The 14501-nt window shown below is 72.6% G+C and carries 13 protein-coding genes; 5 read left to right on the top strand and 8 right to left on the bottom strand.

Annotated features, from left to right (window positions below; genetic code table 11):
- Positions 1 to 207: 207 nt before the first annotated feature.
- The 4 genes from BN12_RS22870 to BN12_RS25665 are packed head-to-tail and all read right to left on the bottom strand — an operon-like array spanning position 208 to position 2948.
- Entirely contained in the window at positions 208 to 1215 is a 1008-nt protein-coding gene (locus BN12_RS22870; protein ID WP_048555794.1) for a YihY/virulence factor BrkB family protein, read from the bottom strand.
- Positions 1212 to 1805, bottom strand: coding sequence for a DUF3618 domain-containing protein (locus BN12_RS22865; RefSeq protein ID WP_048555793.1), 594 nt, complete (start codon positions 1803 to 1805; stop codon positions 1212 to 1214). The genes BN12_RS22870 and BN12_RS22865 overlap by 4 nt, the downstream gene beginning before the upstream one ends.
- Positions 1802 to 2227: a phage holin family protein gene (locus BN12_RS22860; RefSeq protein ID WP_048555792.1), complete on the bottom strand. Its 426-nt coding sequence runs from the start codon at positions 2225 to 2227 to the stop codon at positions 1802 to 1804. The genes BN12_RS22865 and BN12_RS22860 overlap by 4 nt, the downstream gene beginning before the upstream one ends.
- A complete protein-coding gene (locus BN12_RS25665; RefSeq protein ID WP_048555791.1) occupies positions 2220 to 2948 on the bottom strand; it encodes a hypothetical protein in 729 nt (242 codons plus the stop codon). The genes BN12_RS22860 and BN12_RS25665 overlap by 8 nt, the downstream gene beginning before the upstream one ends.
- A gap of 463 nt (positions 2949 to 3411) precedes the next feature.
- Here BN12_RS25665 and BN12_RS25660 point away from each other — a divergent pair, with 463 nt between their 5' ends.
- Entirely contained in the window at positions 3412 to 4218 is an 807-nt protein-coding gene (locus tag BN12_RS25660) for a sigma-70 family RNA polymerase sigma factor (RefSeq protein WP_048555790.1), read from the top strand.
- Positions 4219 to 4304: 86 nt separating this feature from the next.
- On the opposite strand, the gene BN12_RS22845 is transcribed toward BN12_RS25660, so the two are convergent.
- Both BN12_RS22845 and BN12_RS22840 read right to left on the bottom strand, forming a co-directional pair.
- Positions 4305 to 5435 (bottom strand): enolase C-terminal domain-like protein, encoded by a 1131-nt coding sequence (locus BN12_RS22845; protein WP_235432513.1) that lies wholly within the window; start codon positions 5433 to 5435, stop codon positions 4305 to 4307.
- Positions 5432 to 7234, bottom strand: a complete 1803-nt coding sequence (locus tag BN12_RS22840) for a thiamine pyrophosphate-requiring protein (RefSeq protein WP_048555789.1) — start codon at positions 7232 to 7234, stop codon at positions 5432 to 5434. Before BN12_RS22840 ends, BN12_RS22845 begins: the two co-directional genes overlap by 4 nt.
- Positions 7235 to 7569: 335 nt before the next feature.
- Between BN12_RS22840 and BN12_RS22835 the strand changes: the two genes are divergently transcribed.
- The 3 genes from BN12_RS22835 to BN12_RS22825 all read left to right on the top strand — a co-directional run bounded on the left by BN12_RS22835 (position 7570) and on the right by BN12_RS22825 (position 12980).
- Positions 7570 to 9996 carry an ATP-binding protein gene (locus tag BN12_RS22835; RefSeq protein WP_048555788.1) on the top strand — a complete coding sequence of 809 codons (2427 nt, stop codon included), beginning with the start codon at positions 7570 to 7572 and terminating at the stop codon, positions 9994 to 9996.
- A 241-nt stretch (positions 9997 to 10237) separates the two neighbouring features.
- Complete coding sequence (locus BN12_RS22830) at positions 10238 to 12472, top strand: catalase (RefSeq protein ID WP_048555787.1); 2235 nt, start codon at positions 10238 to 10240, stop codon at positions 12470 to 12472.
- Positions 12462 to 12980, top strand: coding sequence for a hypothetical protein (locus BN12_RS22825; RefSeq protein ID WP_048555786.1), 519 nt, complete (start codon positions 12462 to 12464; stop codon positions 12978 to 12980). The genes BN12_RS22830 and BN12_RS22825 overlap by 11 nt, the downstream gene beginning before the upstream one ends.
- A 45-nt stretch (positions 12981 to 13025) precedes the next feature.
- On the opposite strand, the gene BN12_RS22820 is transcribed toward BN12_RS22825, so the two are convergent.
- Together BN12_RS22820 and BN12_RS22815 are read right to left on the bottom strand one after the other, a co-directional pair.
- Positions 13026 to 13412: a hypothetical protein gene (locus BN12_RS22820; protein ID WP_048555785.1), complete on the bottom strand. Its 387-nt coding sequence runs from the start codon at positions 13410 to 13412 to the stop codon at positions 13026 to 13028.
- Positions 13412 to 13729 (bottom strand): hypothetical protein, encoded by a 318-nt coding sequence (locus tag BN12_RS22815; protein WP_157635650.1) that lies wholly within the window; start codon positions 13727 to 13729, stop codon positions 13412 to 13414. Before BN12_RS22815 ends, BN12_RS22820 begins: the two co-directional genes overlap by 1 nt.
- 143 nt (positions 13730 to 13872) lie before the next feature.
- On the opposite strand from BN12_RS22815, the gene BN12_RS22810 reads away from it, so the two are divergent.
- Positions 13873 to 14501: IS110 family transposase (locus BN12_RS22810; RefSeq protein ID WP_048553226.1), on the top strand; the 629-nt coding region annotated here is incomplete at its 3' end.

Below are 14501 nucleotides of genomic sequence, written 5' to 3'. Positions count from 1 at the left end.
AGCCGGGGCCACACCGGCTCTGCGCGGCCAGGGGGCTTCGGGAATCGTTGTGGGGAAGCTGGCCAGAGTCCTGGCTCTCGCCAGCTTCCCCACGAGGCCTCCACAAGCTGGGCCTCGACAAGCTGGGCCAAGACAAGCGAGGCCCAAGACAAGCGGGGCCCAGGACAAGCAGGTGCAGCCGCGGACGGGCCGCGCCACCCCGACGCCTCAGCTGCCGGTCGAGCTATCGCGCCGCGCGCGCCGGGCGGTCTCCACGTCACGCCGGTCGCTCGGATCCATCTTCCGGACGTCGCGAGGATCGGCGAACGGCTCCACGTCGGGCGGCAGGCCCTCCTCGGTGATGACGCGGGTGCGCTCGAGCTCGGAATTGACCTCGAGGCCGAAGAGGATCGCGATGTTCATGAGCCACATCCACAAGAGGAAGATGACGAGCCCCGCGAGCGAGCCGTACGTCTTGTCGTACGACGCGAAGGTCACGACGTAGAGCGAGAACGCCGCGGATGCGAGGAGGCAGAGGAGGACCGCGATGACCCCGCCCGGGCTGACCCATCGGAACCCGGGCTGGCGGGCGTTCGGGCTCGCCCAGAAGAGGACGGCGAGCAGGAGCGACACGATGACGAGCAGGACCGGCCACTTGGCGATGTTCCACACCGTGACGGCCGGCCCACCGAGGCCGAGGACCTCCCCGAGCTGGCGGGCGACCGGTCCGCTCGCGGCGACGATGACGGCACTGAGGACGAGCACGACGACGGCGAGGACGGTGAGGCCGAGCCGGAGCGGCGTCGTCTTCCAGAACGGGCGGCCCTCGCCGATGTCGTAGACCCGGTTGGACGCCCTCATGAAGGCCGCGATGTAGCCGGAGGCGGACCAGAGGGCCACGGCGAGCCCCGCGATCGCGCTCACCCCCGCGCCCTTCCGGTTCTGCTGGGCCTGGTGGATGAGGGTCGCGATCGTCTGGGCGCTGGACCCCGGGGCCATCGCCCGGACGCGGGAGAGCACCTCGTCGGTGACGTCGGGACCCATGAGCCCGAGGAGGGCGACGAGGACGACGAGACCCGGGACGACCGCGAGGACGGCGTAGTACGTGAGGCCGGCAGCGAGGTCGGTCACGTGGTCGTTCCCGAACTCGCTCCAGGCCCGCCGCACGGTGGCGCGCAGCGACTCCTTCGGCAGCTGCGCCGGGCTCTCCACGGAGCCCGGGTCCCCGGTGCTCATCCTCGTCGGTCGCGGACGGTGTCGGCGGCGTCCTTGGCCGACGACGCGACGTCGCCGCCGCCCTGCGTCGCCTCCTCCTTGACGGTCGCCGCCGACTCCTTGGCCGAGTCCTGGAGGCCGCTCACGGCATCCTGCGCCGGGCCCCGGAGGTCGTCCGCGACATCCTTCGCGGCGTCCTTGGCGGTCTGCGCCAACGGCTCGGCCTTCTCCTGCACTGTCGCCGCGAGACGCTTCTCCGGCTCCGAGGCCGGAAGGAGCGACGAGAGGAGCCATCCGGCGCCGAATGCGATGACTCCCGCGGCCACCGGGTTGCCGCGTGCTGTCCGAGCGGCGCGCGCTGGCGCGTCGGAGACAGCCTGTCGCAGGTCGCTCGGACCCGACCCGGCCGACGGCCCGTGGCTCGAGCCCATCACCGTCTCCTTCACCCCGCTGAGCCCCTCCTTGACGCGCCGGGCCTGACGGTGGGCGACCGCGCTCGGGCGGACGGTGTCTGCGAGGGCGTTGACGTTGTCGCTGAGGTCGCCCCGGGTGCTCTCGATCTGCTCCTTGATGGTGTCCGGGTCCGTGCTCGTCGTGGGCTGGTCGTTCATGCCTTCTCCTCGTGTCCTGTCATGGCGGATGGAACCTGCTTGGCGGTGTCGGTCGTGCGACGCAGGCCTTGGATGCTGCGGAGCCGGGATCGGCCGAGTGCGTAGAGGACGAGCGCGATGACAGCCCATACCCCTGCCACGACGAGCGCGGCCCAGCCCCGCCCGATGGCGTCTCCGAGCGCCCACCAGCCGGCCGTGGAGACGAAGAGGAGCATGAGGTATGCCGCGAGCCCGGACCCGCCGAGCATCCCGACACCCGACCCGGCCTGGGTCGCGGACTGGCGCACCTCGGCCTTCGCGAGCGCGACCTCCTCGCGCATGAGCGTCGACAGGTCGGCGGTGATGGCGCCGAACAGCTCTCCGACAGACCGGTCGTCCTCGGCGGTGCGCTCCTCGCGCGTGCGGGATCCCGGGTCACTCATCGGAGCCTCCGGTCATCCCGCGCGTCAGCCGCCCGGCCACGACCCCGGCAGCCCCGGCGAGCAGGAGGAACGCGCCCGGCCGACGGCGGGCGAAGTCGGTCACCTCGTCGAGGACATCGTTCGGCTCCCGGTCCTCCAGCCAGGAGGCGGCCCCGGAGGCTCGCGCGGAGGCCTCGCGGACGGTCCGGTCCGCGACGCCCTGCCCGGGGCGGCCGTCGGTGCCGTTCTCGTCGTCGCTGCGTGAGGCGCGCGCCTCCACCATGTCGTGGAGGTCGTCGGCCACCGTCCGCAACAGCGACGCGAGGGTGCCCTGCTGCGCTCTCGCCTGGTCGGCGAGAGCGGACTGCGCCTCGTCGAGCAGGCCGCGCGCCCGGTCGCCGGCCTCGCCGACGAGTGACTGGGTCTCCTGCGCCGCGACGGACGCGACGTGGTGCGCCGTCTCCTTCGCCTGCCCACCCACGCGGGCGGCCTCGTCCTTGGCGACGTCTCCCGTCGAGGGGCTCGGGTCCTCCGACCCGTGGGCCGGTTCCGCCGTGACGGAAGCCGGCGGCTCCGACGGCTCGCCGATAGCTGGGACGACGGTCTCCTCCGCCCCCGCGCCGGCGGCCGGGGGCGGGCTCTGCAACGGAGCCGAGAGGGTGCCGGGGTCGCTCGGCGGCTCCGGCGAGACCCGCGGCGCTCCGTCGCCCCGACCCGTGCCTGGACGCGCGTCCTCTGTCATGTCGCTCTCCTTGCTCGTGGTGGTTCCCGGACGGGTCCTTCGGCCGACCGACGCCAGGGTGGCCGGCAGACGGCCGAGGCCGCTCGAAAGGGGTTGTCGCGCGCGAACCCAGCGGGCACCTGGCTCGGCCGGACTCCATCCCCGGACCGTCAGCCGGTCGGGTGGAGCATCGCGGGACGTCGCGCATCGAGGGTCTACCCCTCGACAGCGCGGCTCACGCCCCCGTCCTGACATTTCTTTGTCTACCCCGCCTTGCTCCCGGACGCGACGCTCGAGACGCCGTAGGTCGCAGCCTGCTCACGCCGATCCACCAAAGAGCTTGCGCCGACGGCAGATCCGCCACCACGCGGGCGACGTGGCGGCGCCACGGGTTGCGCTTCCGGAGAAGCGGTGCTTTGGTGGAAGGGCCAAGAAGGCACGGTCCGACAGTGGCGCCATCCGTTCGATCCGAAGGGGTTGGCCCATGTCCGACCACCGTTCCTTCACGTCACCTCGGGAGGCGCGCCGAGTTGCCGGCCCCTCCGCCGAGGAGCTTCTCGTCGAGGCGAGCACCGCCGGATCGGCGGACCGGCGACACCTTCTCGACGAGGTCGTCGTCCGTCATCTGGACCTCGCCGCCCGGATGGCGAGACAGTATGCGGGCCGTGGGCTCGATGTCGAGGACCTCACCCAGGTCGCTCGGCTCGCCCTGTGCAAGGCGGCCCACTCCTACGACCCGGACGCCGGAGGGTCGTTCGTCGCCTACGCCGCGCCGACGATGCTCGGTGAGATCAAGCGCCACTTCCGGGACACCGGATGGCTCGTGCGACCTCCGCGCCGCCTCCAGGAGATGCGAGCCCGGCTGCGCGTCGTCGAGGAGGAGCTGCGGCAGGCCGCCCACGAGGAGCCGTCGGAGTCCGACCTCGCCGACGCGCTCGACGTGGAGGTCGCCGACGTCCGCGAGGCGCGTCTGTGCGACGCCGCCTACCACGCCGTCTCGATGGAGGCACTCGCCTACGGCGACTCGGCGAGGCGGGCCGGGGGATGGGACGGTGGATACGAGCGCGTCGAGGACCGGATGGCCCTGCGCGCCGCCCTCACGGGGCTCTCGAGCCGCGATCGGCTCATCGTCCGCCTTCGGTTCGTCGAGGAGCGCACGCAGTCCGAGATCGCGGCCGTCATCGGCGTGAGCCAGATGCAGGTGTCGCGGTTGCTCACCCGGATCATGGCAGGACTGCGGGCATCCATCGAGGACGCCCGGGAGAGCAGCACCGAACCGTCGGTCGCCTGACGCCCGTCCGCTCGCTCGGTATGCCGAGCGTGGTCCTGCGCAGCGCCGGACCTCCGCGTCGACTGGTCCCGCATCGAAGGCCTCGGTCAGGGAGCGACGCGGTAGGGCTCGGCCGCGACCGGGTCGAAGGTGAGCCCGTGGCCGGGTGAGTCGCCGGCGCCGAGGGTGCCGCCCGCCACCGGTGACCACCCGGTGAAGAGCAGCTGCTCGATGCGGGCGTGGTCGCGGAAGAACTCCAGATGTCGCGCGTTCGGCAGGGCCGCGAGGACGCCGACGTGCTCGTAGGGCGCGCAGTGGCCGGAGATCTCCAGATGGTGGGCAGCCGCCACGGCGGCGATCCGGAGCAGCTCGGTGATGCCGCCGCACCGGGTGACGTCGACCTGTAGGCAGTCGACGGCTCGCGCCGCGCACATCCGCGCGGCGTAGTCGACCCCGTCGCAGTACTCCCCGGCGGCGACGTCGAGGTCGAGGTGCTCCCGGAGCAGGCGCAGCCCCGGGAGGTCGTCGCTCGAGACGGGCTCCTCGAACCACGTGACCGCGAGCTCCTCGAGGCGCCGGCCCACTCGCAGCGCCTGCTTCACGGTGTAGCCGCCGTTCGCGTCGACCATGACCTCGACGTCGGGGCCGACGCTCTCCCGGACCTGCCGGACCCTCCGCAGGTCTCGGGGGACGTTCGTGCCCCAGGACTCCGCGATCTTGATCTTGACGGCCGACAGGCCCGCCGCCTCCCAGGCCGCGAGCTCGGCCGCGAGCCGGTCCTCGTCCTCCGTCGTGAACCCGCCGGAGCCGTAGACGCGGACGCGGCCGTCCTCACCCCCGAGCACCCGGTGGATCGGCTGGCCGAGGAGGCGGGCACGCAGGTCCCACAGGGCGTTGTCGACGGCGGACAGGGCCATCGAGGCGGCGCCGGGCCGGCCGATGTTGCGCAGCGCCCGCGCCATCGCCTCCCACGTCGCCGACCCGGCGAGCACCTCCCGGTCCCGCAGGACGGGCAGGAGGGCCCCGTCGATGAGCGCGGCGAGAGCCGGCGAGCCGTAGGTCCAGCCGGTCCCGACGAGTCCGGCGGACCGGACGGTGACGACGACGATCGTCGTCGCGTCCCAGCTCATCGTCCCGTCCGCCTCGGGACCCTCGGTGGGGATCGTGTATGCCGTGGCCTCGGCGTGCTCGACGCGCGGCCCGGCCGTCGTCGGTGGGGAGGCCGGCCCGGTGCTCACCGGGGATGGCCGGGGAGCACCTCGGCCAGCTTGCTCTTCACGCCCTCCTTGATGACGTCCACCCGGTCGGTGTCCCCGCGGATGACGGACTCCGCGGCGTTGGTGACCTGCTCCCACGTCGCGTGCGGCGGGATCGGGGGGATGGCGGGGTCCGTCGCGAAGACGACGACGCAGGGTCGGCGGGCATCGAGCGCCTCGGCCCAGGAGGCGGCGACCTCGTCGGGGTCGGTGCAGCTCACGGCCTGCAGCCCGAGGGACTGCGCGAAGGCCGCGTAGTCGACGGAGGGCAGCTCCTGCGAGGGCAGGAACTGCGGCGACCCGCCCATCGCGCGCAGCTCCCACGTCACCTGGTTGAGATCGTTGTTCTGGAGCACCATGACGACGAGACGGGGGTCCTCCCACTCCTGCCAGTACTTCGCGACGGTGATGAGCTCCGCGAGACCGTTCATCTGCATGGCGCCGTCCCCGACGAGGGCGACGACCGGACGGTCCGGGTGCGCGAACTTCGCGCCGATGGCATACGGCACACCGCACCCCATCGTGGCCAGGGAGCCGGAGAGCGAGCCCCGCATCGTCCCCCGCAGCTTGACGTGCCGCGCATACCAGTTCGTCCCCGAGCCGGAGTCGGCGGTGAGGAGGGCGTCGTCGGGAAGGAGGGGTGACAGCTCGGCGAACACGTGCTCGGGGTTGATGGGGTCGGCCGACACCTCGCCGCGGGCGTCCATGACCTGCCACCACCGGGCGACGTTCTCCTCCACGGTCGTGCGCCAGGAGCGGTCCTCCTTCCTCCGTAGCCGGGGCAGCAGCGCCCGCAGCGTCGCCCCGGCGTCCCCGACGAGGTTGACCTCGAAGGGATAGCGCATCCCGACGAGGGTCGGGTCGAGGTCGATCTGCACCGCGCGGGCGGAGGGGCCGTCCTCGCCGAAGGGCGGCAGGAACTGGGTGTAGGGGAAGTTCGACCCGACGACGAGGAGGGTGTCGCAGTGGGTCATCAGCTCGTACGAGGGGCGGGTGCCGAGCAGCCCGATCGCCCCCGTGACCCACGGCAGCTCGTCGGAGAGGACGTCCTTGCCGAGCAGCGCCTTGGCGACGCCCGCGCCGAGCAGGTCGGCGACCTCGGTCACCTCCTCGGCCGCGCCCCGGGCGCCCTGGCCGACGAGGACGGCGACCTTCTCGCCGGCGTTGAGCAGGTCCGCTGCCCGGTCGAGGTCGGCGTCCGCGGCCACCGGTGCCGCCCAGGGGTGGTCGAGGCTCGACGGCACCATCTTGAAGGCGTGGGTCGGCGGGGCGTACTCGAGCTCCTGCACGTCGCTCGGGACGATGACGGCCGTCACGGTGCGCTGGCTCGCCGCGATGCGCATCGCGCGGTCGAGCACGTTGGGCAGCTGCTCGGGAACGGTGACCATCTGGCAGTACTGGCTCGCGACGTCCTTGTAGAGCGCGAGGAGGTCGACCTCCTGCTGGTATGCGCCGCCCATCGCCGACTGCGCCGTCTGCCCGACGATCGCGACGACGGGCACGTGGTCGAGCTTGGCGTCGTAGAGCCCGTTGAGGAGATGGATGGCGCCGGGGCCGCTCGTCGCCGTGCAGACGCCGACCCGGCCGGTGAACTTCGCGTAGCCGCACGCCTCGAACGCGGCCATCTCCTCGTGCCGCGCCTGGATGAAGCGGGGCTGGTCCCCGGCCCGCTCCCAGGAGGCGAGCAGTCCGTTGATGCCGTCGCCGGCATAGCCGAAGACGTGCTCGACCCCCCACTCGCGCAGTCGGGACAGGATGTGATCGCCGACGGTCGTCGTCATGATGCTCCTTCGTCGGGTCGTCGTCGCGGAGTCGGGTCGAAGGTCGTTGTACCCGCGCCGTCGCCCGACAAACGCGCGTCGGCGGCACGCCGAGGCCGCCTCCTGTCCGCCCGGTGAGATCGGGCCACGGCCGAGCCGCCCCGTGGTGGACGGCGGCTCCCGCGGCACCTAGGCTGTGTCCTGTCCGGGCGACGGTGAAGACAGCGCTGCAACGCCCGGCGTGGCACTGGTGGTGGCGTCGAAGTGTTGTGGCACATCCGTATTCAGTCGTCCTGCCATCGGTGTCGGCCGACCGTGCGAGCCTCGGGGGCCCGCGCCGCCCACGGAGGCCTCGCGTGACGACGGGTCCCGGCCCGGATGGCAGGGACCTGCTCCAGTCGCTGTTCCCGGGGCACGACGACGCGTCGTGCCTGGCCCGGAAGGTCGCCTGGTCCGAGACCTCCGTCGGAGATCCGCGGGAGTGGCCCCCCGAGCTGACGGCCGCCATCCGCACCGTGATGCCGTCGAAGTCCCCCATGGTCCTGTGGTGGGGCGAGGATCTCGTGCAGATCTACAACGACGCATACCGCTCCCTCCTCGGCTCCAAGCATCCCCAGGCGATGGGCCAACCGGCGGAGGAATGCTGGTCGGAGATCTGGTCCGACGTCGGCCCGATGACCGCCCAGGTCCTCGGCGGCGGCGAGGCGACCTACGAGCGGGACCTCCTCCTCCTCATGGAGCGTCACGGATATGTCGAGGAGACGTACTGGACCTTCTCCTACAGCGCCGTCCGGTCGGCCTCGGGGGAGGTTCTGGGCATCTTCGTGCCATCCACGGACGTGACATCGGACCGGGTCGTCGCGCACCGTCTCGAGGCCGTCCGCGAGCTCGCCGTCCTCTCGAGCGCGGACTTCACCTCCTCGCAGGCGCTGGCCGAGGGCGTCATCGCCGTCCTGTCCAAGCGCCGTCGGCCGCTGCCGTTCGCCGCGGTGTACCTTCCCGACGTCTCGGGACATCTCGCACGGGCCGCGTCGTACGGCCTCGCCGCGACGTCGGACTCCCTGCCGCGGCTCGTCGAGCAGGGCGGCGCGCACCCCGTGGCGCGGGTCATGACGAGCCGCTCGTCCCGCCTGGAGACGTATGCCGCGGACGACCTGGCGGCGGAGCCGAGCCCGCTCGGCCCGAAACGTCCCACGAGGGCATACCTCCTCCCGCTCGGGGGACCGGACCATGCCCCGGAGGGTGTCGTCGTCCTCGGGCTCAACCCGTACCGTCGGCTGGGCGAGCTGTACAAGACCTTCCTCACCCTCGTGACCCGGCAGCTGTCCGCCCTCTTCGTCGAGGTGCGGACCGCCGCCGAGGAACGGGCACGCACGGCGACGATCGCGGCGCTCGACGAGGCGAAGACGGCATTCTTCGCGAACGTCAGCCACGAGTTCCGCACCCCGCTGACCATCGCCCTCGCCGCCGCGCGGACGCTGCGCGAGACGACGCTGCCCGACGAGGCGGCGGCGCACGTCGACGCCATCGAGCGAGCCGCGCGACGGCTGAACCGCCTCGTCGACACGCTCCTCGACTTCGCGCGGTCCGAGTCGCACGCCCTCGTCGCCGACGTCCACGAGGTCGACCTCGCGGAGCTGACCCGCGACGTCCTCGGCATGTTCCGCAGCGCCGTCGAGGCGGCCGGGATCGCCCTCCGGGGCGACGTCGACGAGACCGGTGTCGTCTCGACCGACCGTGAGGCCTGGGTCAAGGTCGTCGGCAACCTCGTCTCGAACGCCTACAAGTTCACCGAGTCCGGCAGCATCGACGTGACGCTCCGGCGCCGCGGCGACGGCGTGGTCCTCACGGTCTCGGACACCGGCCGCGGCATCGCCGCCGAGGAGGCGGAGCGCGTCTTCGAGCGCTTCGTCCAGGTCGTCGGCCGGCCGGCCCGTGGCCCGGTCGGCTCGGGCATCGGCCTGGCCCTCGTCCGCGACCTCGTCCGCGCCCAGGGCGGCGACGTGGGTCTCGAGAGCACGGTGGGCGTCGGCACGACGGTGACCGTCACGCTGCCGCTGGCCGAGGTCGCCGGGTCGGACGCGGACCTCTCCTCGCTCGACCTCGGCGAGTCCGTCGGAGGCCTGCTCCACGAGCCCGCGCTCCGGCTGGCCACCACGCCGTCGCCGGCGGCCACGGAGGCCGAGGGCGCGCTCCTGCTCCTCGTCGAGGACAACGACGACCTGCGGGACTACCTCGTCCGGCTGCTGTCGTCCGACGGATGGACCGTCGCCGCCTTCCCCGACGTCGCGAGCGCCCTGCGGCTCGAGCGGGTGCCGGATCTCGTCCTCTGCGATGTCATGCTGCCGGGCCTCAGCGGCCTCGACCTCGTGACGATGCTCCGGGCCGAACGCCGCTGGTCGCCCGTCCCCATCACGCTGCTCACCGCCCGGTCCGGCGCCCGGGAGATCGCCGAGGGGCTCTCGGTCGGCGCGGACGACTACGTCACCAAGCCGTTCGACCCCGTCGAGCTGCTCGCCCGCCTGCGGACCCAGCACGAGCTGGCCCGGCAGCGTCGGCAGCTCGTCGTCGAGGCGGAGGAGACGGCCTCGAACCTCGAGGTGGCCCTCGCGTCCAACCGGATGATCGGCATGGCGGTCGGCGTCCTCATGGCCTCCCATCGGGTGACGAGCGAGCTGGCCTTCCAGATGCTGCGCACCCGGAGCAACGACACCAACCGCAAGCTGCGCGAGGTGGCCGAGGACGTCGTCATGACCGGAACGGTCGAGCCCCTCCCCGAGTAGCCGCCCTCGGGACAGCAACAACTCGGCACGTGCGGGCCGGGTCGTCGCCGAGCTGATGTCGTCGAACGGGCTCGGTGTCAGTAACAACTCGGCACGTGCGAGCTGGGTCGTCGCACGTGCCGAGCTGAGGTCGTCGAACGGGCTCGGGGACAGCAACAACTCGGCACGTGCGGAAGGAGGGTACGGGGGAGGGGGCGAGCGGGGGAGGGTTGGCCCGGGCGCTCACGGGTAGTAACCGCCCATGACGACGCATCAGGACAACGGCCTCGAGGCCGAGCGGACCGCGACACCTCCGACCGGCCCCTCCTCGGAGCAGCCGTCGGTCACCGAGCCCACGGAACCCCGGCCCCCGCTGCCCCCGTCGCCGGAGCAGAGCGCCCCGGCGACGGTCACGCCGACGGGCGCGCCGACCGGAGCGGACGAGACGGCCGTCGGCCAGCAGGGCCCCGACCTCACGACCTCCCTCGGCACGCGGCTGCGCGACACCGACCACTCGCTGAAGGCCGGCTCCCGCGGGCCGCTCCTCCTGCAGGACCACCACCTGCGGGAGAAGATCACGCACTTCGACCACGAGCGGATCCCCGAGCGGGTCGTCCACGCGCGGGGAGCCGGGGCGCACGGCGAGTTCGTCGCATACGGGAATGCCGCCGGCGTGACGTGCGCGGACTTCCTCGCCGAGGGTGTGCGGACGCCGGTGTTCGTCCGCTTCTCGACGGTGCTCGGCTCCCGCGGGTCGGCCGACACCGTGCGGGACACGCGGGGCTTCGCGACGAAGTTCTACACACGGGAGGGGGTCTTCGACCTCGTCGGCAACAACATGCCGGTCTTCTTCATCCAGGACGGCATCAAGTTCCCCGACATCATCCACGCGGGCAAGCCGCATCCCGATCGCGAGATCCCACAGGCCCAGAGCGCCCACGACACGTTCTGGGACTTCGTGTCGCTCCACACCGAGGCCCAGCACCACACGATGTGGAACATGTCCGACCGCGGCATCCCCCGCTCGTTCCGGATGATGGAGGGGTTCGGCGTCCACACCTTCCGGCTCCAGGACGCGGACGGCTCGACGACCCTCGCCAAGCTCCACTGGAAGCCCCGGCTCGGCGTCCACTCGCTGACGTGGGAGGAGGCCCAGCTGGCCGGCGGGGTCGACCCGGACTTCCACCGCCGGGACCTCTACGACGCGATCGAGTCGGGTGCCTGTCCCGAGTGGGAGCTCGGGCTGCAGGTGTTCCCCGACACCGAGGAGCAGACCTTCGAGGGCATCGACCTGCTCGACCCGACGAAGATGGTGCCGGAGGAGCTCGCTCCCGTGCAGCCCGTCGGACGGATGACCCTCACGGGCACCCCGACGAACTTCTTCGCGGAGGTCGAGCAGGTCGCCTTCCACGTGGGCAACCTCGTGCCGGGCATCGACGTGACGGACGACCCGCTCATGCAGGTGCGGCTCTTCTCCTACGTCGATACCCAGCTGACCCGGCTCGGCGGGCCGAACTTCAACCAGCTGCCGATCAACCGCTCCCACGCGCCGGTCAACGACATGCTGCGCGACGGTTTCGGCCAGCAGGCGGTCCACGGCGGCATCGCGCCCTACCGGCCCAACTCGCTCGACGGCGGATGTCCCTTCGTCCCCCCGGGATCCGGCGGCACCGGGGCGGAGACGCCGCAGGTCACGCCGGGGGAGGGCTGGTTCGTCGAGACGCCACGGGAGGTCCCGGCCTCCCGCAAGGTGCGCGCGGCGCCCGCCTCGTTCGCCGACCACTTCACCCAGGCCCGCCTCTTCTGGCTCAGCATGACGAGCGTCGAGCAGGACCACATCGTCGCCGCCTACACCTTCGAGCTCGGCAAGTGCTACGAGTCGGCGATCCGGGAGCGGCAGCTCATGGCCCTCGGCGCCATCGACGGTTCGCTCGCCGAGCGGGTGGCCGAGGGACTCGGTATGCCGGTGCCCGAGCCGGTGGAGCAGCCCGCCGCCGACGTGGCCCCGAGCCCGGCGCTGCGCCAGGTCGGGGAAGAATGGCCCGTCGACGGTCGGAAGGTCGGCATCCTCGTCGACACCGGGAGCGACCTCGGCGCCGTCGCCGACCTGCGGGACGGGTTGCTCGCCGTCGGGGTCGTCCCGCTCGTCATCGCGCCGACCGGAGGCCCCGTCGGCGACTCGGAGCTCGGGGCGGACCGGACCTACGACACGGTCCGCTCGGTCGAGATGGACGGCCTCCTCCTCGCGAACTCGGCCTCCGATGCCGGCTCGTCCGCGCCGGACCACGGACGGAGTCCCGTCGCGCTGCTCGTCGACGAGGTCTACCGCCAGGCCAAGCCGATCGCGGCACTCGGCGGCGAGGAGGTCCTCACGGCCGTCGGCGTGGCGCCGGGCACGCTCGGGACGGTGTCCGGCGATGCCGACGACCTCGTCGGGCCGATGGTCGGCCTGCTGGCCAGGCACCGGGTCTGGGATCGGTTGACCGATGCGACGTGAGGACGCGCTCCGGCACTACCTGCGCAACCACTACGCCGCGTCGCGGGGTGGCCTCGACCTGTTCCGGCGGGCGGCGGGCTCCCAACGCGACCCGACGGTGAGGGAGGAGCTGTCGCGCCTGTCCTCGGAGGTGGCCGAGGACCGCTCCGCCCTGCTGGCGATGATGGTCGCGCTGGGCATCGACCGGCGCCCGGGCCAGGAGTGGGTCGTCGCGCTCGGCGAGCGTCTCGGACGGCTCAAGCCCAACGGGACGCTCCTGACCCGGTCCCCGCTCTCGGACCTGCTCGAGCTCGAGGCCCTCATCGCCGGCGTGGAGGCGAAGAAGCGGGCGTGGCTGAGCCTGCGCTGCCTCGCCGACGGCGACGAGGCGCTCGACGCCTCGGCGCTGGACCATCTCATCCGCCGCGCCGAGGACCAGAGCGCCCGGATGGAGCAGCAGCGCCAGCGGCTCGTGCCGGGGATCCTCGAGCCGGACCGCACGTCCGAGGATCGGCAGCGCGCGTCATGACCGACCGGATCGCGGACGTCTGGGGTCCCCGGACCCGAGGTGGCGTCACCATCCCGTGTGATCCTCCGTCGTCGGCCGTCCCGCCTCGACGTGCAGCCGGACCGACCCGACCCGGCCCGGCCAGTCGATGCGGGTGACGTCGTCCCAGGGGACGAGCGACGAGTGGCGATGGAGCCAACGGGCGGCCGCTCGCACGAGCGTCGGACCCTGCTGCCGGCGCCGGTCGTCGCCGAGCAGCGATCCCGCGCGAGGGGAGCCGACGACGACGCCGTCGACGAGGAACGTGGACGTCCCGGTGGCGTCGGTGTCCCAGCGGACCCGGACGTAGGCGACCTCGCCGACCGGGTCGCCGTGCCGGCCGACGACCGTCATCCCGAGGAGGTCGCCGACGCGGTAGGGGCGTCCCGAGCGGTGCTCGGTGGTGAGGGCCATCAGTCCTCCCCACCCGGCTCGCGGCCGAATCCCGGGATCTTGTCGACGATGTGTCGGCGGACCCAGGTCTCGAGTCCGTCGTTGCCCACCTCCGTGGCGCTGAGTGCGACGTCGACGGCGCTGTCGAGGCGCACGAGGTGCCGCAGGTCCACCCGGGCCACCATCGGCGCGTCCGGGGAGCGCAGCCTGGCCCAGGCGGCGTGGGCCCACCGGCCGAGCGGCTCGTCGTACCGCGGGGTGAGCGCGTCGGGTCCGAGGAGGATCGCCTCGAGGACGAGGCGCCCATCCTCGCGGGTGGACAGCTCGACGTCGTCCACCGTGCCGACCGGGGCGCCGGTCTCAGACCCTATGAGGGTGCGCGGTTGGGTGTGGGTCTTGTGGCCGGAGCCTCGCGTATGCAGGAATTCGTGGATCACCTGCTCGATGGGCGGGCGGGTGCCGACATGCATAGGAGGCTCCGGTGTTCACTCAGCGTACGAGTGTTGGGCTGGATGTTCATGCCCGGTCGGTGCGGGTGGCGGTGATCGACACGGTGACCGGGGAGGTCATCGAGCGGGCGGTCGCCCCGGCGACGGCGGCGGTGGTGGCGTTCGTGGCCGCGGTCGCGGTGGAGCATGGGCCGGTGCTGGTCACCTACGAGGCGGGGCCGACGGGGTTCGGGTTGGCGCGGGCGCTGCAGGCGGCGGGGCATGCCTGTCAGGTCGCGGCGCCCAGCAAGCTGCTGCGGCCGGTGGGGGACCGGGTCAAGACCGACGCCCGGGATGCGATGCTGCTGGCCCGGCTGGCCCGTAACGAGGACATCGTCGCGGTCGCGGTGCCGTCCGTGTCCCAGGAGTCGGCGCGGGATCTGGTCCGGGCCCGGGAGGACGCGCGCGGGTCGTTGATGGCGGCCCGGCACCGGCTGTCCAAGCTGTTGCTGCGTCACGGGCACGTGTTCGACGGGGACGCCTGGACCGGCCGGCACGAGGCGTGGCTGCGGGCCGTCCGCCGCGACCATCTGGCCGGGGGCGGGGCCGGGACGTTGGCGGCGTTCGACGACGCCTACGACGCGGTCACCCACACCCTGGCCCGCCGGGACCGGCTCGATGA

Origin of the sequence: Nostocoides japonicum T1-X7 (assembly GCF_001046855.1) — a bacterium.
Lineage (GTDB): Bacteria > Actinomycetota > Actinomycetes > Actinomycetales > Dermatophilaceae > Nostocoides > Nostocoides japonicum.
Note: the sequence above shows the minus strand (reverse complement) of the source record. Positions and strands in the feature narration are given on the sequence as shown.

What these genes read in the sequence shown, in the direction of transcription:
- BN12_RS25660 (WP_048555790.1), top strand. Translation starts at nt 3,412, where the DNA reads ATGTCCGACCACCGTTCCTTCACGTCACCTCGGGAGGCGCGCCGAGTT.
- BN12_RS25665 (WP_048555791.1), bottom strand. Translation starts at nt 2,948, where the DNA reads ATGACAGAGGACGCGCGTCCAGGCACGGGTCGGGGCGACGGAGCGCCG.
- BN12_RS22870 (WP_048555794.1), bottom strand. Translation starts at nt 1,215, where the DNA reads ATGAGCACCGGGGACCCGGGCTCCGTGGAGAGCCCGGCGCAGCTGCCG.
- BN12_RS22865 (WP_048555793.1), bottom strand. Translation starts at nt 1,805, where the DNA reads ATGAACGACCAGCCCACGACGAGCACGGACCCGGACACCATCAAGGAG.
- BN12_RS22860 (WP_048555792.1), bottom strand. Translation starts at nt 2,227, where the DNA reads ATGAGTGACCCGGGATCCCGCACGCGCGAGGAGCGCACCGCCGAGGAC.
- BN12_RS22820 (WP_048555785.1), bottom strand. Translation starts at nt 13,412, where the DNA reads ATGGCCCTCACCACCGAGCACCGCTCGGGACGCCCCTACCGCGTCGGC.
- BN12_RS22825 (WP_048555786.1), top strand. Translation starts at nt 12,462, where the DNA reads ATGCGACGTGAGGACGCGCTCCGGCACTACCTGCGCAACCACTACGCC.
- BN12_RS22840 (WP_048555789.1), bottom strand. Translation starts at nt 7,234, where the DNA reads ATGACGACGACCGTCGGCGATCACATCCTGTCCCGACTGCGCGAGTGG.
- BN12_RS22830 (WP_048555787.1), top strand. Translation starts at nt 10,238, where the DNA reads ATGACGACGCATCAGGACAACGGCCTCGAGGCCGAGCGGACCGCGACA.